The 23,024-nt window shown below is 69.6% G+C and carries 22 protein-coding genes, 1 pseudogene and 1 riboswitch; of the genes and pseudogenes, 18 read left to right on the top strand and 5 right to left on the bottom strand.

Translation table 11 applies throughout. From position 1 onward, the window contains the following. Positions 1–49 precede the first annotated feature (49 nt). The 4 genes from GcLGCM259_RS03630 (at position 50) to GcLGCM259_RS03645 (ending at position 4,184) form a co-directional block, all read left to right on the top strand. Positions 50–1,306 (top strand): extracellular solute-binding protein, encoded by a 1,257-nt coding sequence (locus GcLGCM259_RS03630; protein WP_138925801.1) that lies wholly within the window; start codon positions 50–52, stop codon positions 1,304–1,306. A 177-nt stretch (positions 1,307–1,483) separates the two neighbouring features. Beyond that, a complete protein-coding gene (locus tag GcLGCM259_RS03635) occupies positions 1,484–2,413 on the top strand; it encodes a carbohydrate ABC transporter permease (protein WP_138175251.1) in 930 nt (309 codons plus the stop codon). A gap of 1 nt (position 2,414) precedes the next feature. After that, positions 2,415–3,272, top strand: coding sequence for a carbohydrate ABC transporter permease (locus GcLGCM259_RS03640; protein WP_246049743.1), 858 nt, complete (start codon positions 2,415–2,417; stop codon positions 3,270–3,272). 129 nt (positions 3,273–3,401) lie between these two features. Further along, positions 3,402–4,184 carry a DeoR/GlpR family DNA-binding transcription regulator gene (locus GcLGCM259_RS03645; protein ID WP_138925802.1) on the top strand — a complete coding sequence of 261 codons (783 nt, stop codon included), beginning with the start codon at positions 3,402–3,404 and terminating at the stop codon, positions 4,182–4,184. Positions 4,185–4,204: 20 nt separating this feature from the next. Here the strand turns inward: GcLGCM259_RS03645 and GcLGCM259_RS03650 are convergent, their stop codons facing one another. Continuing rightward, positions 4,205–5,056, bottom strand: a complete 852-nt coding sequence (locus GcLGCM259_RS03650) for a phosphotransferase family protein (RefSeq protein ID WP_138925803.1) — start codon at positions 5,054–5,056, stop codon at positions 4,205–4,207. A gap of 124 nt (positions 5,057–5,180) precedes the next feature. On the opposite strand from GcLGCM259_RS03650, the gene GcLGCM259_RS03655 reads away from it, so the two are divergent. Then, complete coding sequence (locus GcLGCM259_RS03655) at positions 5,181–5,951, top strand: CPBP family intramembrane glutamic endopeptidase (RefSeq protein WP_246049744.1); 771 nt, start codon at positions 5,181–5,183, stop codon at positions 5,949–5,951. A gap of 106 nt (positions 5,952–6,057) precedes the next feature. Here the strand turns inward: GcLGCM259_RS03655 and GcLGCM259_RS03660 are convergent, their stop codons facing one another. Beyond that, complete coding sequence (locus tag GcLGCM259_RS03660) at positions 6,058–6,702, bottom strand: VOC family protein (protein ID WP_138175245.1); 645 nt, start codon at positions 6,700–6,702, stop codon at positions 6,058–6,060. A 189-nt stretch (positions 6,703–6,891) separates the two neighbouring features. Then, positions 6,892–7,011, top strand: a riboswitch (SAM riboswitch). A gap of 89 nt (positions 7,012–7,100) precedes the next feature. Between GcLGCM259_RS03660 and GcLGCM259_RS03665 the strand changes: the two genes are divergently transcribed. Further along, a complete protein-coding gene (locus GcLGCM259_RS03665) occupies positions 7,101–8,447 on the top strand; it encodes a bifunctional o-acetylhomoserine/o-acetylserine sulfhydrylase (protein ID WP_138175243.1) in 1,347 nt (448 codons plus the stop codon). 4 nt (positions 8,448–8,451) lie between these two features. Continuing rightward, complete coding sequence (gene metX, locus GcLGCM259_RS03670) at positions 8,452–9,582, top strand: homoserine O-acetyltransferase MetX (RefSeq protein ID WP_138925804.1); 1,131 nt, start codon at positions 8,452–8,454, stop codon at positions 9,580–9,582. A gap of 195 nt (positions 9,583–9,777) precedes the next feature. On the opposite strand, the gene GcLGCM259_RS03675 is transcribed toward metX, so the two are convergent. Both GcLGCM259_RS03675 and GcLGCM259_RS15690 read right to left on the bottom strand, forming a co-directional pair. Continuing rightward, a complete protein-coding gene (locus GcLGCM259_RS03675) occupies positions 9,778–10,446 on the bottom strand; it encodes an alpha-ketoglutarate-dependent dioxygenase AlkB family protein (RefSeq protein WP_138925805.1) in 669 nt (222 codons plus the stop codon). A 71-nt stretch (positions 10,447–10,517) separates the two neighbouring features. Continuing rightward, the gene (locus GcLGCM259_RS15690) at positions 10,518–13,343 is read right to left on the bottom strand and encodes a hypothetical protein (protein WP_138925806.1); all 2,826 of its coding nucleotides are present in this window, start codon (positions 13,341–13,343) and stop codon (positions 10,518–10,520) included. Positions 13,344–13,556: 213 nt separating this feature from the next. On the opposite strand from GcLGCM259_RS15690, the gene GcLGCM259_RS03685 reads away from it, so the two are divergent. The 6 genes from GcLGCM259_RS03685 (at position 13,557) to GcLGCM259_RS03710 (ending at position 20,373) form a co-directional block, all read left to right on the top strand. Next, positions 13,557–14,468 (top strand): carbohydrate kinase family protein, encoded by a 912-nt coding sequence (locus tag GcLGCM259_RS03685; protein ID WP_138925807.1) that lies wholly within the window; start codon positions 13,557–13,559, stop codon positions 14,466–14,468. Positions 14,469–14,528: 60 nt separating this feature from the next. After that, positions 14,529–15,314 carry an IclR family transcriptional regulator gene (locus tag GcLGCM259_RS03690; RefSeq protein ID WP_138175931.1) on the top strand — a complete coding sequence of 262 codons (786 nt, stop codon included), beginning with the start codon at positions 14,529–14,531 and terminating at the stop codon, positions 15,312–15,314. 102 nt (positions 15,315–15,416) lie between these two features. After that, positions 15,417–17,090 (top strand): urocanate hydratase, encoded by a 1,674-nt coding sequence (locus tag GcLGCM259_RS03695; protein ID WP_138925808.1) that lies wholly within the window; start codon positions 15,417–15,419, stop codon positions 17,088–17,090. A gap of 175 nt (positions 17,091–17,265) precedes the next feature. Further along, positions 17,266–18,282: an acyl-CoA dehydrogenase family protein gene (locus tag GcLGCM259_RS03700; RefSeq protein ID WP_246049745.1), complete on the top strand. Its 1,017-nt coding sequence runs from the start codon at positions 17,266–17,268 to the stop codon at positions 18,280–18,282. Beyond that, positions 18,276–19,649, top strand: a complete 1,374-nt coding sequence (locus GcLGCM259_RS03705; protein ID WP_138925809.1) for a bifunctional PIG-L family deacetylase/class I SAM-dependent methyltransferase — start codon at positions 18,276–18,278, stop codon at positions 19,647–19,649. Before GcLGCM259_RS03700 ends, GcLGCM259_RS03705 begins: the two co-directional genes overlap by 7 nt. Then, positions 19,642–20,373 (top strand): glycosyltransferase family 2 protein, encoded by a 732-nt coding sequence (locus GcLGCM259_RS03710; protein WP_138925810.1) that lies wholly within the window; start codon positions 19,642–19,644, stop codon positions 20,371–20,373. The genes GcLGCM259_RS03705 and GcLGCM259_RS03710 overlap by 8 nt, the downstream gene beginning before the upstream one ends. 118 nt (positions 20,374–20,491) lie before the next feature. On the opposite strand, the gene GcLGCM259_RS03715 is transcribed toward GcLGCM259_RS03710, so the two are convergent. Next, complete coding sequence (locus tag GcLGCM259_RS03715; protein WP_138175923.1) at positions 20,492–21,004, bottom strand: Dps family protein; 513 nt, start codon at positions 21,002–21,004, stop codon at positions 20,492–20,494. Between the two features lie 377 nt (positions 21,005–21,381). On the opposite strand from GcLGCM259_RS03715, the gene GcLGCM259_RS03720 reads away from it, so the two are divergent. From GcLGCM259_RS03720 to GcLGCM259_RS15810, 5 genes and pseudogenes are all read left to right on the top strand, one after another. Next, the gene (locus GcLGCM259_RS03720) at positions 21,382–21,570 is read left to right on the top strand and encodes a hypothetical protein (protein ID WP_054821403.1); all 189 of its coding nucleotides are present in this window, start codon (positions 21,382–21,384) and stop codon (positions 21,568–21,570) included. An 88-nt stretch (positions 21,571–21,658) separates the two neighbouring features. Continuing rightward, positions 21,659–21,832 (top strand): hypothetical protein, encoded by a 174-nt coding sequence (locus GcLGCM259_RS15225; RefSeq protein ID WP_171021182.1) that lies wholly within the window; start codon positions 21,659–21,661, stop codon positions 21,830–21,832. Between the two features lie 173 nt (positions 21,833–22,005). Further along, a complete protein-coding gene (locus GcLGCM259_RS15800) occupies positions 22,006–22,410 on the top strand; it encodes a DEAD/DEAH box helicase family protein (RefSeq protein ID WP_425459789.1) in 405 nt (134 codons plus the stop codon). Next, positions 22,338–22,634, top strand: coding sequence for a hypothetical protein (locus tag GcLGCM259_RS15805; protein WP_425459790.1), 297 nt, complete (start codon positions 22,338–22,340; stop codon positions 22,632–22,634). The genes GcLGCM259_RS15800 and GcLGCM259_RS15805 overlap by 73 nt, the downstream gene beginning before the upstream one ends. Beyond that, a pseudogene (locus GcLGCM259_RS15810) lies at positions 22,619–23,017 on the top strand (ATP-dependent helicase C-terminal domain-containing protein); the annotation flags it as partial. The gene GcLGCM259_RS15805 and the pseudogene GcLGCM259_RS15810, both read left to right, overlap by 16 nt. Positions 23,018–23,024 lie beyond the last annotated feature (7 nt).

Raw genomic sequence — 23,024 nt, forward strand, 5'->3', positions numbered from 1 at the left:
TCAGTACAAAAAATCTAGAATCACTCACTTGCATCGTAGGGGACTGGCAATGAAACGCACCAAACGGACAACACTGCTGGCTTTGTCTGCCATCGGGGCCCTGGCCCTGAGCAGCTGCGGATTTTCCGACAAGCCCGCCGAAGGCGGCGGGGGCGAGGGCGGGGAGGCCGTGACCCTGCAGATGCTGGTCCCGACCTACTCCACCGGCACCAAGGGCCTGTGGGAAGGGGTCATCAGGGACTTCGAAGCCGAACACGAGAACATCACCGTGAACCTCGAGGTGCAGTCCTGGGAAAACATCGAAAGCGTGCTGAAGACCAAGCTGCAGGGCAACCAGGCGCCGGATATCTACAACGGCGGAGCGTTCGCCGAATTCGCTGCCGAGGAACTGCTGGCCCCGGCCAGCGACATCGCCTCGCAGGAGACCCTGGCCGACTTCCAGGAAAGCTTCGCCGAGGCCGAAAAGTACGAGGGCACCCAGTACGGGCTGCCGCTGATTGCCTCGGCCCGCGCGTTGTTCTACAACAAGGACCTGATGGAGGAGGCCGGGGTTTCCCAGGTGCCCGGCACCTGGGATGAACTGCATGAGGCGTCCAAGAAGATCAGCGAAAAGACCAAGGCCTCGGGTTACGGCATGCCGCTGGGCAGTGAAGAGGCCCAGGGCGAGAGCCTGATCTGGTTCGCCGGCAACGGCGGCAACTTCGGCACCGACGAACAGATCCAGGTCGACACCCCGGCCAACCTGGAAGCCGCGCAGTTCATGAAGAAGATGATCGATGACGGGGTGACGCAGAAGGACCCGGGCGCCACCCAGCGCACCCCGATGCTCAACACCTTCATCCAGGGCAAGATCGGCTTCGCCTACGGCCTGCCGCAGACCGTGGGCCAGATCGAGGACGAGAACCCGGACCTGAACTACGGCATCGCGCCGGTGGCCACCAAGACCGGGGACCCGGCCACCCTGGGCGTGGCCGACCGGCTGATGTCCTTCAGCGCCGATGAGGCGAAGAAGGAAGCGGTAGGCGAGTTCATGGACTACTTCTTCTCCTCCGAGGTCTACACCGACTGGGTCTCCACCGAGGGCTTCCTGCCCACCACGAAGTCGGGGTCCGAGGCCATGGCCGGGGATGAAACGCTCAAGCCGTTCCTGGACCTGCTGCCCAACGCCGTGTTCTACCCGACCACCAACCCGGCCTGGAACGCCACCGACGGTGCGTTCAAGTCCCTGATGGGTGAACTGGGAACCGGCAAGTCGGCCGAGGACGTGTTGAAGTCGATCCAGGCCAAGGCCGACGCTGCACGCTAACCGGCGGCAAACCACACCGATCCATGGCGGAGGCCCGGCGCTCGCAACACCAGGCCTCCGCCATTGTCGATTCCCCATCCCGCCACCGGCCCGCCCTACCGGCATCGGCAACCGCCACCGCCCGCTGCACCGCCCCGGCTGCCAGGGCGCCGGCGGGAGGGGACCAAGGAGCTAACCATGAGTGCACCACCCGTGCTCACTGCGGTTGAGCCGGCCAAACGCCGGCCCACCAGTGGGAACCAGTCCTTCTTCAGCTCACTGCCGTGGATCGGCCCGGCGCTGCTGCTGATCCTGGCCATGGTCGCCTTCCCGGCCGGCTACATGATCTTCAACTCCACCCGCAAGATCTCCCAGGTCGGCACGGACCTGCATTCGGTGGGGCTGGCAAACTTCGTGACCGTCTTCCAGGACCCGGCGCTGCCGCGAATCCTGCTGAACACCTTCGTGTGGGTGGTTTCCGTCGTGGGAATCACCGTGCTGCTCTCCCTGGCACTGGCCCAGTTCCTGAACAAGCCGTTCCCGGGACGAACGATCGTGCGCATGGCCGTGATCGTGCCCTGGGCGGCGTCGGTGGTCATGACCACCACCGTGTTCTACTACGGCCTGGACCCGAACTACGGGATCTTCAACAAGTTCCTGATGGACGTGGGGGTCCTGGATGAGGGGTTCGGCTGGACGAAGTCCGCGGTGCCGGCGATGTTCGTCTCGGTGATCGTGGCGATCTTCGTGTCGATCCCGTTCACGACCTACACGCTGCTGGCCGGGCTGCAGTCAATCCCCCAGGAGACGCTCGAGGCGGCCCGCGTGGATGGGGCCGGGCGCTGGCAGACCTACCTGTTCGTCATCCTGCCCCAGCTGCGTTCCGCGCTGGCGGTCTCGGTGCTGATCAACATCATCAACGTGTTCAACAACCTGCCGATCCTGAAGGTGATGACCGGTTCGATCCCCGGAACGAACGCCGACACCCTGATGACCTACATCTTCAAGGTGCTGCAGTTCGACCGGCGCCTGGACATCTCCTCGGCCCTGTCGGTCGTGAACTTCGCGGTGGTGGTGCTCATCGTGGCGATCTACGTCAAGACCGTCAAGCCCATGAAGGAGGTCTGAGGTGGCACTGCTGGACACCGCGGACCGCGCGCCGCGCAAGGTGGTCATCACCCGCATGGTCGTGGGGCTGCTGATCGCGGCCCTGTTCCTGATCCCGTACGCGACCATGTTCATCGGTTCGCTGAAGACCCAGAGCGAGATCCTCTCCATCCCGCCCTCCTACCTGCCCCAGGCCGGGGCGCAGTGGTCGAACTACGCCTCGATGTGGGACACCCCGGAGACCCCGGTGCCCTACAACCTGGTTTCCACGATCGTGATCTCGGTGTTTGCGACCCTGCTGGTGCTGCTGGTGGCGACCCCGGCCGCGTACTTCACCGCCCGGTTCAAGTTCCCGGGCAAGATGGTGTTCATGTTCCTGGTGATCGTCACCCAGATGCTGCAGCCGGCGGTGCTCACCGCGGGATTGTTCAAGCAGATGCTGGCCTGGAACATCCACGACACGTGGCTGGCGATGATCTTGATCAACGCCGCGTTCAACCTGGCGTTCGCGGTGTGGATCATGCACTCCTTCTTCGCCGCGGTGCCCCGTTCCATCGACGAGGCGGCGCAGATTGACGGGGCCGGGAAACTGCGGGTGCTGTTCACCATCAACCTGCCGCTGGTGTGGCCCGGGATCGTGACCGCGGTGATCTTCACGTTCATTTCCTGCTGGAATGAATTCGCCGCCTCCCTGGTGATCCTGTCCACCGCCGAGAACCAGCCGCTGAGCGTGGCGCTGACCAAGTTCATCGGTCAGTACGCCACCGCCTGGCAGTACGTGTTCGGGGTTTCGATCGTGGCGATCGTGCCGGTGATCATCCTGTTCGCGCTGATTGAAAAGCGGCTGATCGGCGGGTTGGCGGCCGGTGCCGTGAAGTAGCGTGACCGGCGCGGCGCCGCGCTTTTGGCACTTGGCGCCGGTGCGGTGTTGACTTAATCAACGGGCGCGTGTCCCCGCCGGGGCGGCGGCGCCCGATCGCAGGCAGGGCGGCAGGAGGAACCAGGGAGAATGAAGCGCGAGGAGCGGCTGAACCACGTGCTGGATTTGCTGGCCCGGCACGGGAAGATCGATGTTGAGCAGATCGTGGAGCAGCTGCGGGTGTCCGCGGCCACCGCCCGGCGCGACCTGGATTCGCTGGCGGCGGCCTCCCTGCTCACCCGCACCCACGGTGGGGCGGTCTCCAGCACCGTGGCCTACGACCTGCCCGCCCGCTACCAGAACGATTCGCGCGACGATGAGAAGGCGCAGATCGCCCGGGCGGCGGCGGCGATGGTGCGCCCGGACATGGTGGTTGGGCTTTCGGGCGGGACCACCACCAAGGCGATCGCCCACGAGCTGGGGATGCGCCAGGACCTGATCGGGGAGCCGGGGCGCATCACCCTGACGGTGGTGACCAACGCCGTGAACATTGCCGGGCTGCTGGCGGTGCGCCCGCACATCCGGGTGATGGTCACCGGCGGGGTGCTCAATGCCCGCTCCTATGAACTGGTCGGGCCGATGGCGCAGGCGGCGCTGGGCAAGATCACCATGGATTTGTGCTTCGTCGGGGTCAACGGGCTGGACCCGCGGCTGGGGCCGATGGTCTCGGATGAGATGGAGGCGGCGGTCAACGAGCTGATGGTCGCCCAGTCCCGGGACAGCTACCTGGTGCTGGACTCCTCCAAGGTGGGCACCCGCTCCTTTGTCATCCTGGACACCGCTAACCTCACCGGCATGATCACCGACCGGCAGCTGGATGCCGGCCAGCTTTCGGCCCTGGATGCGGCCGGGCTGAAGGTGCTCACTGCCTAGGGTGCCGCCCGGTGCGGGGCCTAGCCGCGTGCGGCGGCGGCCGCCGCCATGCGCAGGCGCGGGCTGATTTTGCGCAGCAGCTTGTCCAGCCGCGGATGATCGGTGCGCGCAATGGCGTCGCTGAAGCGCTCCAGGCTCATCAGCCCCAGCCAGATCCTGGCCCGGCGGGCCTGCCCGGGATCCGGGGCGACCTGGTCGATCAGGTCCTGGCCGTGCCACAGGCACAGGTAGGCGGTGTTCAGCGCCGGGTCCCAGGCCGCGGCCAGGTCCCAGTCCAGGATCCCAATCAGCTCCCCGTTGACCCAGTGCATGTTGTGCCCGGCCAGGTCCCCGTGCACCAGGCCCGGGGGGACCTGGGCCAGTTCGGGCAGCTGCTCCCACAGGGTGCGGGCTGCCGGGCGCAGCTCGAGCGGCAGCGCGTCGTGGCTGGCCTGGCGGCGTTCGGTGGTCCACGGCCCGCCGAACGCGAACGGTTCGGCCAGCAGCGGGCGCAGCGTGTCGAGCTCTACCTCGGCCAGGGCATCGACCACCCGGCGCAGGATGCGCGCATCGCCCCGGTGCGGCGGGTGCGCGGTGCCGGGAATGTAGCGCATCGCCACCGCCGCCAGCCCTTGCGCGTCAGTGGCGATCGGGCCCAGCGCGGTGGGCACCTGCCAGGTAAGGCGTTCGGAGACGGCCCGGTGCAGGGCCACGCTGCGGGGCATGGCCGCGCTGGCCTGCGGGGTGCGGGCCATGCGGATCACCGCCTGCTCGTTGCCCAGCAGCACCCGGTGGAACTGCCCGCCTTCCTCCACCCGGGCCCCTTGCCAGGACAGCTGCGGGGCCAGGTGCCGGGCCAGGGCCAGCTCGGCATCGGTGGCGGCTCGACTCACGGGTTCTCCCTAGGTGTGTGGTGGGCGGGGCGGCGCCCGGACCTGCGGGCCGAGCGGTTCCAACGCTATCGCAGCCACCGCGGTGCTTCAGCCCGGGCACAGCGGGCGCGCATAGGATCAAGGGGTGCAAAGCAATCTGGCAGACGGCCCGCGGCAGGCGGGGCCGCTGAAATTCGAGATCTTTTTGGTGCTGGCGCTGTCGCTGGGCCAAAGCGCGGTGTATTCGATCGTCAGCTTCCTGGACAAGGTGACCCGTGCTCCGCTGGGTGAGCAGACCACCTCGATGAACAACCCGCTCAGCGCCCGGCCCTGGTTCGATCTGACCTACCAGCTGCTGGACATCGCCTTCGCCCTGGTGCCGGTGGCGCTGGCGCTGTACTTCATGGCGCGCAGCCTGGGGCTCGGGCCGCGGCAGGTGGGGTTCGATTTGCGCCGGCCCGGCCGGGACGCGGCCTGGGGCGTCGGCTTGTTCCTGGCGATGGGGCTGGGCACCCTGGGCCTGTACGCGGCGGGGCGGGCGCTGGGGCTGACCACCGCGCTGTCGGTGGCGAACCTGGAGGGGCATTGGTGGACGGTGCCGGTGCTGCTGCTGTCCGCGGCCCGCCATGCGGTGCTGGAGGAGGTGCTCATGCTGGCCTTCCTCTTCGCCCACGGCCGGGCGCTGAAGATCGCCCCCTGGGCGCTGCTTCTGGGTTCGGCGCTGCTGCGCGGCAGCTACCACCTGTACCAGGGATTCGGGCCGTTCATCGGCAACGCGGTGATGGGCGCCGTGTTCGGTTGGGTGTACCTGCGGTGGGGGCGGGTGATGCCGCTGGTGATCGCGCACTTCCTGCTCGACGCGGTGGGCTTTGTGGGCTTCGCGCTGATCGGTCCGGCGATCGGGATCGGCGGCTGAGCCGGCCGCCCGGCCTTTGCGCCGCGGCGCCTGCGGGTTAACCGATCAGGGGCAGGGGGTGAACCCTCGCGGTTCACGCCCTGCCCCTATATCCGTGCGTCCTTGGCTACAGCACGACCTCGCCCTTGGGGGTCTGGAAGGTTACCGAGAGGATGCCCGGGGTCCCGTTGGGGGACTGGTAGCTCATGGTGACCTCGCCCAGCTGCACCTCATCGGGCTTGCCCAGCCACTCCAGCACCCGGTCGCGGGAGCCGGCGATGGTGATCTCATCGATGAAGCCCACCGGGTCCAGGGCGCGGGAGGGGTGCAGGTCCTCGGTGCCGTCGTCCCAGCGCAGCAGGTAGGGCACCTGCGGGTCGGCGATCAGGCCCTTGATCCCGATCTGCTGCCAGGTCAGTTCGCGCCCGTCGGGGAACTTGCGGTTGCCCGGCACGGCCTGGCGGCCCAGCCGCTGCTCGGCCTGGCCCATCTCATCCAGGGACACGCACCAGCCCATCCAGCCCCCGCCCAGTTCGGAACGGGCGCGCACGGCCTGCCCGAAGGGGGCCTTGAGGCTTGCCGGGTGGTCCAGCACCTCGACGACTTCCAGGTACTGGTTGTGCTGCAGCGGAAAAATTACATTGCGAGTTCCGAATCGTGGGTGGATCCCACCCTTGACGAACTCCAGACCCAGGGTCTGGGAGATGCGTTCGGCGGTTTCCATCAGCCCATCGGGGCCACATGCATACGAAACGTGATCTAGCCTCATCATGCGATCATCATGCCATTTTTGTGATCCAAGTCTCGACTTAGGGTCGCCTAATTATTTCTCCAGGTGTTGACGTTCCGACCCGAACGTGCCAAGTGCGGTGCAAGGGGTGGGCTGTTGTGTGACCGATTGCGACGCCGCGGACGCAGCACCGATTGCATCGTCCGCCGCGCCTGCGGCACACTGGTGGCAGGTCATGAGTCCCAGCTACGAGCCCCGGCTTGCTGGGCGGCAACCCTCCAACCGCGGTGGGGTGCCCCGGGTGAAGACCTGGCCCTGCACACCTAGGTGTGCCAAGGACAAGCGCGGGTTACACCCTGAGAACTCACCGGCCACCGGCCTCTTAGGGTGAATTTCAGTGGTGTACCCCCGAATAGTCAACGAACTATGGGAGGAAAACCATGAGCGAAAACTGGTCATTCGAGACCCGTCAGATCCACGCCGGGCAAAGCCCGGACCCGCACACCGGGGCCCGGGCCCTGCCGATCTACCAGACCACGTCCTTCGAATTCCCCACCGCGCAGACCGCGGCCGAGCGCTTTGCGCTGCAGGACCTGGGTCCGATCTACACCCGCATCGGCAACCCCACCCAGGAGGCGGTGGAGAACCGGATCGCCAGCCTGGAGGGCGGGGTGGGCGCCCTGCTGCTGGCCTCCGGGCAGGCGGCCACCACGTTCGCGATCCTGAACCTGGCCGAGGCGGGGGACCACATCGTGGCCAGCCCCAGCCTCTACGGGGGCACCCAGAACCTGTTCAAGCACACGCTGCGCAAGCTGGGAATCGAGGTCAGCTTCGTGGCCGACCCGGACGACCTGCAGGGGTGGCGCGCCGCGATCCGCCCGAACACCAAGGCGCTGTTCGGCGAGGTGGTCTCCAACCCGCGCCAGGACGTGCTGGACATTGCGGCGATCGCGGACATCGCCCACGCGGCCGGGGTGCCGCTGCTGGTGGACAACACCCTGTCCACCCCCTACCTGATCCGCCCGATCGAGTCCGGCGCGGACATCGTCATCCACTCGGCCACGAAGTACCTGGGCGGGCACGGCACCGCGATCGCCGGGGTGATCGTGGATTCGGGCAACTTCGACTTCGGGGCCGACCCGCAGAAGTTCCCGGGCTTCAACACCCCGGATGAGTCCTACAACAACCTGGTCTTCGCCCGCGACCTGGGCGTGGACGGCGCACTGGGGGCGAACCTGGCCTACATCCTCAAGGCGCGGGTGCAGCTGCTGCGCGACTTGGGTTCGGCCGTGTCCCCCTTCAACGCGTTCTTGATCGCCCAGGGCCTGGAAACCCTGTCCCTGCGCATGGAGCGCCACGTGGCCAACGCCGTCCAGGTGGCCCGCTGGCTGGAGGCGCACCCGCAGGTGCAGCAGGTCTCCTACGCCGGGCTGCCCTCCTCCCCGTGGTACGAACGCGGACGCAAGTACGGGCCGAACGGGGTGGGCGCGATCGTCTCCTTCGACGTGGCCGGCGGGGCCGCGGCCGGCCAGGCGTTCGCCGACGCGCTGGTGCTGCATTCGAACGTGGCCAACCTGGGGGACGTGCGCTCCCTGGTGGTGCACCCGGCCTCCACCACCCACGCCCAGCTCAGCGACGCCGAGCAGCTGGCCGCGGGGGTGCGTCCGGGGCTGGTGCGCCTGAGCGTGGGGCTGGAGAACGTCAAGGACATCCTGGCCGACCTGGAACTGGGCTTCGCGGCCGTGGCCGCCCGCCAGACCGACGAGACCCTGGCCGAAGCGCGCTAAGCCGATGACTGCGATCGCAAGGACCGGGCGGTCGGCCACCCGCACCGCCGTGCACGGCATGAGGCGCCGAGCGGCGGTGGGGGAGTACGGCTTTGAAACCGGCGGCTACCTGCCGCAGGTGGAGCTGGCCTACGAAACCTGGGGGGAACTGGACGCACAGGGCTCCAACGCGGTGCTGATCACCCACGCGCTGACCGGCGATGCCCACGTCAGCCGCGGGGACTCGGACTTCGACGGCTGGTGGGAGGACTTCGTGGGCCCCGGCAAGCCGATCGACACCAACCGCTACCACGTGGTGGCGGCGAACATCGTCGGCGGCTGCAACGGCAGCACCGGGCCGGGCAGCCTGGACGCCAACGGGCGGGCCTGGGGTTCGCGTTTCCCGTTCACCACCATCAAGGACTCGGTGCACCTGGAGGCCCGGCTGGCCGACGCGCTGGGGATCGAGACCTGGCACGCGGTGATCGGCGGGTCGATGGGCGGGGCACGCGCCCTGGAGTGGGCCGTGCTCTACCCGCACCGGGTGCGCAACCTGGTGGTGATGGCCGCCTGCGCGCAGGCCAGCGCCGAACAGATCGCCTTCGCCCAGGTGCAAAGCGAATCGATCCGGCTGGACCCGCACTTCGCCAACGGGGACTACTACCACACCGGGCGGGCGCCGGACGCCGGGCTCGGGGTGGCCCGGCGCCTGGCGCACGTCACCTACCGTTCCGAGGCCGAGCTGCAGCAGCGCTTCGGACGCAGGGGGCAGGGCCAGGAGGACCCGCTCGGGTCGGCCAGCTGGCCGCGCGGACGCTACATGGTCGAAAGCTACCTGGACCACCAGGCGGCCAAGCTGTCCCGGCGTTTTGACGCGAACAGCTACCTGGTGCTCACCGAGGCGCTGATGAGCCACGACGTGGCCCGCGGGTTCGGCTCGCTGGAGCACGCCCTGGCCCGGCTGGCCGGGGTGAACACGGTGATCGCCGCGGTGCGCAGCGACCGGCTCTACCTGCCCGAGCAGTCCGAGCAGCTGGCCGCGCTGATTCCCGGCGCCGCGCCGGTGCACTACATCGACTCGCCGATCGGCCACGACGGGTTCCTGACCGACGCGGTGCAGCTGGCCGGGGTGCTGGCCGAGCGCGTGTTCGCCTAGGGCGTGTCTCCTAAATGTGGATAGGTAACTTTGCCACGCTTGAACAGTGAGTTCTCGTTATCATCTCGAGATGAGTGTGGTTACCCATATCGATACCGGAGGTCCTCACCTCTTCTCACACAACGCGCCGTTGCCCACAACCTCCGTGGGAAGAACACCTAGCGCCCGAATCCGTTGGCGGCGCGGCGGGCGCGCCTAGCGCAGCCCGGTCTGGCGCAGCGTGATATTGATCCGTCCGCTGCTGATCCCGCACCCGGCCGGGGCGGTGTGCGGGTGGATCTTGGTCACCGCGTGGTAGGCGAAGCGGGCCGGGCCCTGGAAAACGAACAGGTCCCCGGAGGCCAAGCGCAGATCCTGGTACGGCTGGTTGCGGTGCTCGTTGTTGCCCAGCCGGAAGGTGGCGCTGTCCCCGATGGACAGGGACACCACCGGCGCGTTGACCGACTCCTCCCGGTCCTGGTGCATGCCCATGGTCGCGTTCACGTCGTAGTAGTTCACGATGGCCGCATCCGGGTGGTAATCCCGTGCCTGCCGCGGATCCCCGGTGGCCGCCTGCACCGCGCTGCGGCCCAGATCCACCAGCCACTGCGGCATCGGTGCCACCGGCGCCCCGTTGACGTCATCGGCGGTGCGCGAATAGCGGTTCGGGCTCCAGTGCCAGCCCAGGCAGACGGTCTGCACGCTCATCGGGTGCCCGGCAACCACCGTTGAATGCGGCGGCACCGGGCCCTGGCCCCATTCGAAGAAGCGCTGGGTGATCCACTGCTGCGCGGCCGGCCTTAGCCACCCGGGCAGGTGGTGTGCCCCGGGCCGGGGACTGTGCGGGTGCCGCGGCAGGGCACTGTCGTCAAAGAGCGCGTCCATGCCTCCACCCTGCCCGCTGCCACCCCGCCCGGGCAAGCCGCGGCCCCGGGCCGGCGCCCTGCTGCCCGGGGCTACTGCCCCAGCTGTTCGGCCAGGCGCCGTTCGGTGGCGGCCCGAGCGTTTTGACCCAGCGCGTCCAGCGAATCGGCCAGCCGGTGACGCAGGGTCTGCTCGGCACCGGGTTCACCGATCTCGCGTTCCAGGCTTTGTTCGAAGAGCATCACCGCCTCCTGGTGGCGCTCGTCCAGGGCCAGGTAGCTGGCCGCGGCCCCGATCGCCTGGGCGGCCGAGGATTCCTGCCCCAGGTCCTCGAAGTGGTTGGCGGCCTGCAGCATCAGGCTCACCGCCTGGGCGAAGTCCTGCTCCCCACCGGCGTACTGGGCGTGGCGCACCAGGATCTGGGCGAGCAGCGCCTCCTGCCGGTGTTCGGTGGCCAGCTCGGCGGCCTGGCGGTAGCTTTGCTCCGCGGCGCCGGTGCCGGCGGCCTCCTGCACCGCGGCCTGCAGCATCAGCACATTCAGCAGCACGGCGATCCCGTGTTCCTCGCTCAGCGACTGGGCCAGGGCGACCAACCGGGTGCTCAGCTGCTCGGCCTGCTCGTGCTCCCCGAACATCAGATGCGCGTTGGCCAGCTGCTCCCCGGCCTGCAGTTCGCGCAGCCCCTCACCGGTGGCGGCGAAGATCGCCAGCGCCTGCCGCCAGTGCCCGGCCGCCTCCGGCAGCTGCTCGCTCATCGCGTAGCCCTGGGCCAGCAGGTCGTGCACCTCCCCCAGTTCCCGCTCGCCGAGCACCTGGTGCCCGTTTTCCAGGGCCTGCTGCAGGTAGTCGATCGCCTCATAGGGTTCCTCGGCCTGCACGTGCAGCTGGGCCAGGCGGAAGAGGAACGCGAAGCGCTGCGGGTCCTCGGCCCGGGTGGCCTGCCCCAGCCCCAGGCGCAGCCGCTCCCGGGCGGCCTCCGGCTCCCCCAGCTCCAGCAGCAGTTCGGCGCTGAAGTCCGCGGCGCTGATCGCCCGCTGCCGGTCCGTGTAGCCCAGGAAGACCTCCAGAGCGGCGTCGGTGTACTCCAGCGCCAGTTGGGCCTGGCCGTCCCCGGAGGCCAGCTGCCCCATGAAGTTGCGCACCTGGGCCAGCGAGTTCGCGGTGGGGTTGTATTTGCGCCAGGCGCGGATCAGCGGCTCCAGTTCCTGCGGTTCGGCCTCCGCCGAGGCCAGGATGATGCGGATGGAGTACAGGTTGTGCAGCAGCGCGTCGCGCACGTCATCGGCCGGCATCCGCGCGATCAGCTCCAGCGCCGCCCGGTGCGTGGTCCCGGCCAGGGTGGCGGCCTGCTCGAAATCGTCGTGGCGCATCAGCGCGTGGGCCAGCCAGGTGCCGGTGTACACCCTGACCAGCCGGTCCGGGCTGCCGGCGGCGTGCAGCCGGGCCAGGGCGTGCAGTTGTTCGGTGGACCCGTCCACATGCAGTTCCAGTCCCTCGCCCTCCAGCAGCTGGGCCAGGGCCCGGTGCCCGGCCGCGCCCAGGGCCCGGCAGTAGGCGCCCAGGTGTTCGCGGGCGCTGACCTCGTTGCCCGAACCCAGTTCCAGGACCATCAGCAGCTGGTGCAGCCCGGCGGCCACGTCGGCCGGCGGGTGCTGCCCCAGGCCCCGCTGGGCGTCGGCCGCAGCCCGCACGGTGTCCCCGGCGGCCGTGTATTCCCGGGCCCGGCTCAGCCATCCGGCGGCGTTGGACGGGGCGGATACCGGGGTGGGGGACAGCGAGCTGTCCGACTCCCAGTCCAGGTCCCAGCCGGCGGCTGCCAGCGCGGTGATCTTATCCACCTGCTCGCTCATCACGGTGTTGGCGTTGCGTTCATCGAAGCGTCCGGCCAGTTCGCGGGCCGCCGCCCAGGCCAGCGGGGCCAGCACGTCGGCCGGCAGCACGGTGGCGTGCCGGCCCAGGAATTCGTCCAGCTCCGCAAGGTTGCTGCCGCTGATCGGCAGCCCGCCCAGCTGCTGCTCCCCCAGCTTCTGGCAGGTCAGCCCGAGCGCGCACAGGAAGAGCAGGTGTTCACGCTGGGCCATCGGATCCCGGGCCAGCAGCGGCAGGTGGCGTTCGACCAGCTGCACCGCCCGGGTGAGGTTGCCGGTGGCGGCCAGGTAGATGATGTGGCTGGCGGCCAGGCCCAGGTTTTGCGGTTCGCGCCGCGCGGCCTGGTAGCTGCGGATGTGCAGGGCCTTGGTCTGCGCCCCGCGCCCGGCCCGCAGCAGCGCCAGCAGGCAGGCGCCGATCGCGTGCTCCGGTTCCTGCCCGCAGCTCTCTCCCCCGGCCAGCAGCTCGTCCAGTTCGGCCAGGGCCAGCACCTGGGATCCGGTGGCCAGGTGGTAGCTGATGATGCTGGAGCGCAGGCAGGCCTCGCAGTGCGAGTACGCGTCCGGGGTGGTTTCCTCCAGCGCGGCCAGTTCCCCGGCGGCCTGCTCCAGCCAGCCGTTGGCCAGCGCCATCTCAAATCCGGCGGTGTGCACCGCGCTCAGCCCGGCCCCGGCCTGGCGGTAGTGCCCGGCCATTTCCACCAGCAGCTGGCCCAGTTCGGCGGCCGGGATCTGCGGGTCGGAGCTGAGCAGCGCCGGCATCCACTTGTACTGCCACAACAGGTCCGCCCCGTCCCCGGGATCGGCCGGGAAGCGCTGCGGGCTGGACGCGAAGCGGTCCAGGCACCAGCGGAAGTTGCCCAGCAGCCCGGTGCTGTCCCCGGCCATGGCGCACGCGTCGGCCAGCAGCAGCCGCACCCGGTATTCCAGGTCCTCCTGCCCGCTCTGCTCGGCCATGGCCAGCGCCTCCTCGAGCAGTTCGCTGCGCTGCTCACCGTAGGGCAGGGATACGCACAGCGTGAGCAGTTCCTCGATCCGTTCCTCGGACATCTTCCCGCTCCCTTCGGTGCCCTCATCGGCCGGTGGACCGGCCCTCAGCATGGTTGTGCCGCCCGTGTTGCGCTCGTGACCCTCCCTTGGCCCATGGTGGCGCCGCAGAGTTTGCACTGCCCGCGGGCCTCGAGCGCCACGGTACCACTGTGTGATGCCGAGCACTACAGCGCCCGGGTATCGCGGACATAGATTGCAACATAGGATCGATGCATGGCGCGTATTTCTGTGATTGGCGAATCCCTGGTCGACGTGGTGGGACGCAGGGCCTACCCGGGCGGCTCCCCGCTGAACGTGGCCGTGGGCCTGGCCCGGCTGGGCCACCAGGTCAGCTTCCACACCGAGTTCGGGCTGGATGAGCACGGGGCCCTGATCGCCGGGCACCTGCGCGCGGCCGGGGTCATGCTGGCCGACGGCACCCAGCGCCTGGTCGCCACGAACCAGGCCCAGGTCAAGCTCGACGCCCAGGGCCGGGCCAGCTACCGCTTCAACATCAACTGGAACCTGCCCGATGACGTGGTGCCCCCGCGCACCGACCTGCTGCACGCCGGGTCGATCGCCGCCTGGCTGGAGCCCGGGGCCAGCAAGGTGCGCGAGGCGTTCGCCCAGTCCCCGGCGCACCAGCTGCGCAGCTACGACCCGAACATCCGCCCGGAGCTGGCGCACGACGCCGCGGCCGTGCGCGAGGCGGTCGGGTTCATGATGGGCCGCAGCCACGTGGTCAAGCTCAGCGAATCCGACGCCTCCTGGCTCTACCCGCAGCTGGGGCCGGCCGCCGTGCTGGAGCGGGTGCTGGAGCTGGGTCCGCGCCTGGTGGTGCTCACCCGCGGGGCCCTGGGCTGCCAGGCCCGCACCGCCACCGACAGCTTCGTCCTGCCGGCCCCGGCCACCGAGGTGGTGGACACGGTGGGCGCCGGGGCGGCGTTCATGTCCGGGCTGCTCGATGCGATCCTCACCTCGGACCTGCCCGCCTCCCTGACCGGTGGGCCCGCGGGTCCCGCGGCCCCGCCGGTGCGTACCGCGCTGCAGGCCGGGCTGGCCAGTGCCGCGCTGACCGTCGCCCGCTCCGGGGCGAATCCGCCCACCGGTGAGCAGCTGCACCGCGCGCTGCAGCGGGGAAACTAGCGGTGCGCGCACCGGCTGCCCCGGCCCGCCGTGCCGCAGGCACGATGCCCGGGGGTGGGTGTGGCCAGTAAGGTTCCGGCGGCGGATAATACGCTGCGGGTGCTCAAGCTGCTGGCCAGCCGCAAGTCCCCCACCCCGGCCGCGATGATCTGCACGCTGCTGCAGCTGCCGCGCTCCACCGTCTACCAGCTGCTGGGGGTGCTGATCGAGCAGGGGTTCGCCACCCACTACCCGGAGGAACAGGCCTATGGCCTGGGGCTGTCCGCCTTTGAGCTCTCCAGCGCCTACACCCGCCAGGAGCCGCTGGCGCGCCTGGGCGCCCCGCTGGTGGCGCAGCTGGTGGACAAGGTGGGCCAAAGCGCGCACCTGGCGGTGCTGCACGGGGCCGATGTGCTGTACATCGTGGAGGAACGCGCCAAGGGGCGGCCCTCGCTGGTCACCGATGTGGGGGTGCGCCTGCCCTCGCACCTGACCGCCTCGGGCCGGGCGATCCTGGCCCAGCTGCCCAAATCCCAGGTGCGTGCGCTCTACCCGCGCCCGGCCAGCTTCATCAGCCGCAGCCCCAACAGCACCACCATCACCGACTACGCCTCGCTGCGCCGTGAACTGCAGTTCACCGCCGAGCGCGGGTACGCGGTGGAGCAGGGGGACGTGACCGAGGAGTTCCACTCCCTGGCGGTGGCGATCCTGGACAGCAGCGGCTGGCCAGCCGCCGCCCTGGCGGTCACGTTCCTGGGCGCGCGGGTGGACCAGGCCCAGCGCGCCGGGATCCTGGAGGACCTGAAGCACACGGCGGACCAGTTCACCGCCCGGCTGCACGGGCGGCGGGCCACCACCCGGCGGTAGAGTCCGGGATCCCGGACAACAGCGGCCGGTGAGCGGTGTCACTGCCGGCGCGGATGGCCAATGATGGAGGCAACAGCACATCCGCCGCGCAAAGGAGCCTAGATGTCCACCACGTCCCACTCACCGCACACCATCCGCGCCCCGCGCGGCACCACCCTGAGCGCCAAGTCCTGGGCCACCGAGGCGCCGCTGCGCATGCTGATGAACAACCTGGACCCGGAGGTCGCCGAACGCCCCGAGGATCTGGTGGTCTACGGCGGCACCGGCAAGGCCGCACGCAACTGGGCCGCCTACGAGGCGATCATCCAAACCCTCAAGGACCTGGAGGAGGATGAGACGCTGCTGGTGCAGTCCGGCAAGCCGGTGGGCGTGCTGCGCACCAACCGGTGGGCGCCGCGGGTGCTGATCGCCAACTCCAACCTCGTCGGGGACTGGGCGAACTGGGAGCACTTCCGCAAGCTGGAGGCCGAGGGGCTGATGATGTACGGCCAGATGACCGCCGGGTCCTGGATCTACATCGGCACCCAGGGCATCCTGCAGGGCACCTTTGAAACCTTCGCCGCCATCGGACGCAAGCGCTTTGACGGCACCCTGGCCGGCACGCTGACCCTGACCGGAGGGTGCGGCGGGATGGGCGGGGCCCAGCCGCTGGCGGTGACCCTGAACGGCGGGGCGGTGCTGATCGTGGACGTGGACGAAGCCCGGCTGCGCCGCCGCGCCGCCAAGCGCTACCTCGATGAGGTGGAACTGGACCTGGACACCGCGGTGGCCAAGGTGATGGCCGCCAAACACGAACGCCGGGCGCTGTCGGTGGGTTATGTGGGCAACGCCGCCGAGGTGTTCGGGCAGCTGCTCGAACGCCAGCAGCGTGGTGAGCTGCAGGTGGACATCGTCACCGACCAGACCAGCGCGCACGACCCGCTCAGCTACCTGCCGGTGGAGCACAGCCTGGAGGCCTGGCACGCCGAGGCGCAGGCCGACCCGGTCGGGTTCACCAAGAAGGCCCAGGCCTCCATGGCCCGCCACGTCGCGGCGATGGTCGGCTTCCAGGACGCCGGGGCCGAGGTGTTCGACTACGGCAACTGCATCCGCGACGAGGCCCGCAAGGGCGGCTATGAGCGGGCCTTCGCGTTCCCCGGCTTCGTGCCGGCCTACATCCGCCCGCTGTTCTGCGAGGGGCTGGGCCCGTTCCGCTGGGTGGCGCTGTCCGGGGACCCGAAGGACATCGAGGTCACCGACCGGGCGCTGAAGGAGCTGTTCCCCAAGAACGGGCACCTGCACCGCTGGCTGGACGCGGCCGCCGAGCACGTTGAATTCGAGGGCCTGCCGGCGCGCATCTGCTGGCTGGGCTACGGCGAGCGCCACCGGGCGGGGCTGCTGTTCAACCAGCTGGTGGCCGAGGGCAAGGTCTCGGCGCCGATCGTGATCGGGCGCGACCACCTGGATTCGGGTTCGGTGGCCTCCCCCTACCGGGAGACCGAGGCGATGGCCGACGGTTCGGACGCGGTCGCGGACTGGCCGCTGCTGAACGCGCTGAGCGCCGCCAGTTCCGGGGCCACCTGGGTTTCGATCCACCACGGCGGCGGGGTGGGGATGGGCCGCTCGATCCACGCCGGGCAGGTGTCGGTGGCCGATGGCACCGAGCTGGCCGCCGCGAAGCTGACGGCGCTGCTGACCAACGACCCGGCAATGGGCGTGATCCGCCACGTGGATGCCGGGTACGACCGGGCCCGGCAGGTCGCCGCCGAACGCGGGGTGCGCATCCCCATGCCCTAACCGCCCAGCCCATCCAACCCCCGGTCCACCGGCCCGCCAGCTGCCGGTTGACTCGGGGGTTTGCTGAATCCTCCATGGGAGCGCTGGAGTGCCGGGCACCTGATGTTGCACACTGGTGCCACGTTGCAGGACGCGAACATGAGGTGATCAAGTGCTCCCAGAGGGCGTGCAGACCGTGGTTTTGAACCCCGCCGCACCGGCGGATCCGTTGGACTGGGAGCCGGCCGGGCAACTGCTCACCGCGGCCGAACACTGCCAGGGCCGCCCCGAACCCCTGCTGCGGGTGCTCAGTGCCCACCCCGGCATCCCGCCGGTGCCCGGCACCGGAAACACGGCCGGGCTGTGGCAATGGCTGGCCACCATCGCCGCCATTGACCTGGCCGCCGCCCGCACCATCGAACCCCACCTGGACGCGGCCGCCATCCTGCGCCAGGCCGGGCACGAGTGGCCTGCTGGCAGCACCTGGGGCGTCTACGCGGCCGAGGCACCCCACCAGCTGCTCACCGCCGAACAGGACGGCGAGGGCACCTGGCAACTGAACGGCACCAAGCCCTGGTGCTCCCTGGCCGGGAACCTGAGCCGGGCCATCGTCAGCGCCCACACCGCGCAGGGCCGGCGGATCTTTGCCGTGCGGCTAAGCGATGCGGGCGTCGAGGTGCAGCAGGGCACCTGGCACAGCCGCGGACTGGCCCACATCCCCAGCGGCAGCGTGCACTTCACCGCCGTACCGGCCCAGCCCATCGGCGCCGCCGGGTGGTACCTGGACCGTCCGGGCTTCGCCGTCGGCGCGGTCGGGGTGGCCGCCTGCTGGTTTGGCGGGGCGGTGGGCCTGTACCGGACGCTGTTCGCCTCCGCCCAGCGCCGCGAACCGGACCAGCTGGCCCTGTCCTGGCTCGGCGAGGGGCACCGGCTGCTGCACGGTGCCGGGCTGGCGCTCGCCAACGCGGCCGGGCCCGCCGATGCCCAACGGCTGGACTGGGCGGACGCCCTGACCGTGCGCGGCCACGTCGCCGCCGTCTGCCAGCGGCTGCTGGCCATGGTCCCCGAGGCCACCGGCCCCGGCCCCCTGGTCGGGGATGACGCGCACGCCCGCCGGGTCGCGGACCTGGGCATCTACCTGCGCCAGCACCATGGGGCCCGGGATGACGCCGCCCTGGGCGGCAAAGTGCTGCAGGCCGGTGGGCCATGGTGAGCTTCGACCACCGGGACGCCGGAACCCCCGCCAGCTCCTGGCGGGCGGCCGGCCGGCAGCGGCTGGGGGAACTGGACGAGCAGGCCCTGCCCGGCGCCGGCGGCACCCTGGTGGTGCTGGCCGCGCACCCGGATGATGAGACCCTGGGCGCCGGCGGGTTGATCCAGCAGTGCCTGGCCCGCGGCGCCGCGGTGCACGTGCTGGTGTGCAGCGCCGGAGAAGCCTCCCACCCTGACTCCCCCACCCACCGCCCCAAACAGCTGGCCGCCATCCGCCGCCGGGAAATCGCCGACGCCCTGCGCCAGCTGGATGCCACGGCCACCACGCACGGCACCCTGACATGGGACGTGTTGGGGCTGCCCGATGGCCAGCTGGCCGGGCACACCAAGGCCATCACCGACGCCCTGGAGCTGGCGCTGGCCGGCCCCGCCACGGTGCTGGCCTCCACCTACCGCGGCGACGGGCACATCGACCATGAGACCCTGGGCCGCCTGGCCGCCGAGGCCGCCAGCCGCCACGGGCTGGCGCTGCTGGAGTTCCCGCTCTGGTACTGGCACTGGGCCGAACCCGACCAGGACTCCCGGTGGCGCCACTGGCGCCGCCTACAGCTGAGCGAAGCGCAGCAGCAGGCCAAGGCCGCGGCCATGGCCGCCCACCGCTCCCAGGTGGCCCCGCTGTCCGACCAGCCCGGGGACGAGGTGCTGCTCAGCGCCGCGTTCAGCGCCCACTTCGGCAACGGGACCGAGGTCCTGCGCTACACCCCCGCCAACACGCACTCGGGCAGCGACGCCCCACAGGTCTTCGAACAGCTCTACCAGCAGCGCGAAGACCCATGGGACTACCGCACCAGCGGCTATGAACGGCGCAAGCGCCAGGTGCTGCTGGCCAGCCTGGCCCGGGACAGCTACCGCCAGGCCCTGGAAGTCGGGTGCTCCATCGGGGAGCTGTCCGCCGCGCTCGCCGAACGCAGTCAACGGTTCCTGGGCCTGGATGCCAGCGCCACCGCGGTCACCACGGCCCGGGGCCGGCTGGCCCACCTGCCCCACGCCCAGGTGCGTGAGGCGACCGTGCCGCAGCAGTGGCCGACGGAGCAGGACGGCTGGGACCTGGTGGTCATCAGCGAAACCGGCTACTTCCTGGCCGCCGATGAACTGGCCGAACTGCTCACCCGCTGTGACCGGCAGATGGCGCCCGACGGGGAACTGGTGCTCTGCCACTGGCTGCACCCGATCCAGGGCTGGACGCTGGACGGGGAAACGGTGCACGCCATGGCCCGGGAACTGCAAGGCTGGCATCCGGTGGTCGAACACCGCGAACCGGACTTCCTGCTGGAGATCTACCGGCGTAAGGGTGGAACCGATGAATGAGCCGCTGCGGGCACTGGCCATCGTGATCCCGGTGCACAACGAAGAAGAACACCTACCCGCCTGCCTGGCCCACCTGGCGGCCGCCATGGACCGCTTCACCCGGTGCGCGCCGCAGGTGGAACTGCATGCGGTGCTCGTGCTGGACCGCTGCACCGACCTCTCCGGTCAGCTGGTGCGGGACCGGGTGCGCGCCGATGCCCGCTTCCACGCGCTGCCCGGGAACTTTGGCAGCGTCGGGGCCAGCCGCGCGGCCGGGGTCCAACGGGCCCTGGAACTTAGCGGCGCCTCCCCGGCGGCTACCTGGGTGGCGTGCAGCGACGCCGACAGCCGGGTGCCGGTCAATTGGCTGACGGTGCTGCTGCTGGCCGCGGCCCGGGGCGCGGACGCGGTGCTGGGCACCGTGCAACCCGATGAGAAGGAATTGGAACCCCACCGGTACCGGCAGTGGCGGCAGCACTACCGGCCCGAACCCGGTCACGGGCATGTGCACGGGGCAAACCTGGCGTTCAACGCCGCCCACTACCTGCGCGCCGGCGGATTTGAACCGGTTACCGCGCATGAGGATGTGGGCCTGGTGCGCCGGCTGCGGGCGGGCGGTGCCCGGCTGCAGGCCACCGCCCAGATCCCGGTGGTCACCTCCGGCCGGCTGACCGGTCGCCTGCAGGGCGGGTTCGCGGACTATCTGGCGGGCCTGGAATCACGCGCGCTGCTGCTGGGGCGCTAAGGCCCCACGGCCGGCCCTGGTGCGGGTGACAACTTGCGCAGACGGCAAGCGGCACGCCCCACAAGGGGACGTGCCGCGAAAAACTGGCCGCCGGCCAGAACCGGAAAACCGGTCCGGGTTATGGCTTGCGGTTTTCGGCGCTGATGAACCAGGCCTGCTGTTCCAGCTGCGCAATGTAGTCATGCAGGATGTCAGCCGAGGTTGGGTCGGCCTCATCAACTGCGTCATGCACCCGGCGCATGACACCCACCGTGGTCTGCACGGCGTCGACCATCAGGTCCACGGCCTTGGTGGTCAGGATCTCGCCGTTCGTGGGCTGCTCCAGCTCGGTGTACTTCGACACGGTGCCCACCAGCCCATCCGGGGTGGCGTGCATGGCGCGCATGCGCTCGGCGATTTCATCCGAACCCTTGCGGGCGATGTCCACGACCTCGTCCAGGTTCAGGTGCAGGTCGCGGAAGTTCGGGCCCACAATGTTCCAGTGCGCCTGCTTGCCCACAAGCTGCAAGTCGATCAGGTTCACCAGGACGGACTGCAGGGCATCACGCAGCTCCTCGGTGGCGACGAAACCGTTCTCGGCGTTTTCCCGCTTGGTCTTCCCTGCTGGTGTCTTCTTTACGGAATCAGACAAGGTTTGCTCCCCCTTCAGGTGGTCACTTCAACTTGCTTTCCAACAACCCTTGGCGGTTACGGCCAAGGGCCCTAATTTGAACTCTAGCCCTCCGCGCCCAGGATGTGTACCTCGGCCCCGTTCTTTCACCTGCTTCCAAGGTTTTACCCGGTTGTTCACCTCCTCCACCACTTCGCAAGCCGCGCGTTCCTGCGGAAGCAGGCCGGGAAGGGCCTGCTGGGAACGCCTTTGGTCAATACTGGCAATCCCCATGGAATGCGCTTTTGGGTGCGGGTTGGCCCCGGGGCGGGCAGTATCGTGGCTAGTCCAATCGATTCCGGCACCAGGGGTCGGCAGCCCGCCGCCGCTGGATCGCCGCAGAACGAAGGAGGGACACAATGTTCGGACACCGACATCCCACCGAGCCACCGGTCACCCCGCATGACCCGACCGGGCCAATGGAACCGCCCAGCGACCCCACGGCCCCACCGGAACCGCACACCGACCCGACCGGGCCGACCCAGCCGCCGCTGGATCCCACTGCCCCGCCACCGCCGCCGGAACCGGAAACCCAGCCGGAACGCTAGAATCAGGCCAACGCCGGATCTGCCCGCCGGGCGCACACCAGCCCGGCGCGGACGCTGAATCAACCACACGGAATCAGGAGGACGGCTCATGCAGAACACCTCGAACAACCAGGACAAGACCAACGAGCAGGACGCCAAGCTGAAGGACCACGTCTCGGACCCCAAGCTCTCCGATGACACCGGTCACGATTGGACCGATGAGGGCGGCGCCACCCACCAGGGCGCGGCGACCGCAACCCCGGCGCACGACGACGAATCGTAGGCCCCGAAAAACCCACGACTACGGGCTATAGGCAATAAAGTGTGTCTGGCCCGGGCGTGTTCCAAGGCCAGACACCTTCAAAACCAGTGACTAGTAGCTGTTTCGAATCCAGCCTCTTCTGATGAACTGTCCATCTTCGGTACTAGCGCCGGTGCCATAAAGCTCCGGGCCGATTGGCTCGTCATCTGACACTTGCTCAGCTGCCGCGGATCGGCTTCTCGGTGCGCGGGCAAAGCCTGAGCGGTCCGCGCACCCGCATTGAGTTCGTCACCGCCGGGCTGCTGCTGCGCCGGCTGCTGGCCGACCCGGACCTGGCCTCGGTGGGCGCGGTGATCGTCGATGAGGTCCATGAGCGCTCCATTGAAACCGACCTGGTGCTGGCGATGCTCAACCAGGTCAACCAGCTGCGCGATGACCTGGCCCTGCTGGTGATGAGCGCAACCCTGCACGCCGAGGACCTGCGCGGATCATCATTTCCACCCCGATCGCCGAATCCTCCCTCACGGTGCCGCGGGTGCACCTGGTGGTGGACGCCGGGTACGCCCGGGAACCGCGGCGGGACGCGGTGCGCGGGATGAGCGGGCTGGTCACCGTGGTGGCCAGCCGCGCCTCGGCCACCCAGCGGGCCGGCCGTGCCGGACGCCTGGAGCCCGGCCGGGTGGTGCGCACCCTGGATCAGCGTTCCTTCGCCGCCGCCCCGGCCTTCACCAGCCCGCAGATCGCCACCGCGGAGCTGACCCAGGCGGCGCTGTACCTGGCGGCGTGGGGGACCCCGCGCGGGGAGGGGCGCTGCGCTCGTTGATTCCCTGGCAGCACGCCCATGACCTGGATGAGCTGCTGCCCGAGCGGCTGCAGGTTCCCAGCGGCTCGCGCATCGCCCTGCAGTACCCGGAGCCGGGCACGGCGCAGGGCCGGGTGGTGGCGGCGGTGAAGCTGCAGGAATGCTTCGGGCTGGCCCAAACGCCGCGGCTGCTGCACGGACAGGTGCCGATCCAGTTCCACCTGCTCTCCCCGGCCGGCCGGCCCCTGGCGGTCACCGATGACCTGCGCAGTTTCTGGGATGGCCCGTACCGACAGGTGCGCGCAGAGATGCGCGGGCGCTATCCCAAGCATCCGTGGCCGGAAAACCCCTGGGAGCACGTGGCCACCGCAACAACCAAAAACCGGCTGACCGGGGCGCCGTAGGCCTGGC

Source organism: Glutamicibacter creatinolyticus, from assembly GCF_006094275.1.
In the GTDB taxonomy this organism is placed as follows: domain Bacteria; phylum Actinomycetota; class Actinomycetes; order Actinomycetales; family Micrococcaceae; genus Glutamicibacter; species Glutamicibacter creatinolyticus.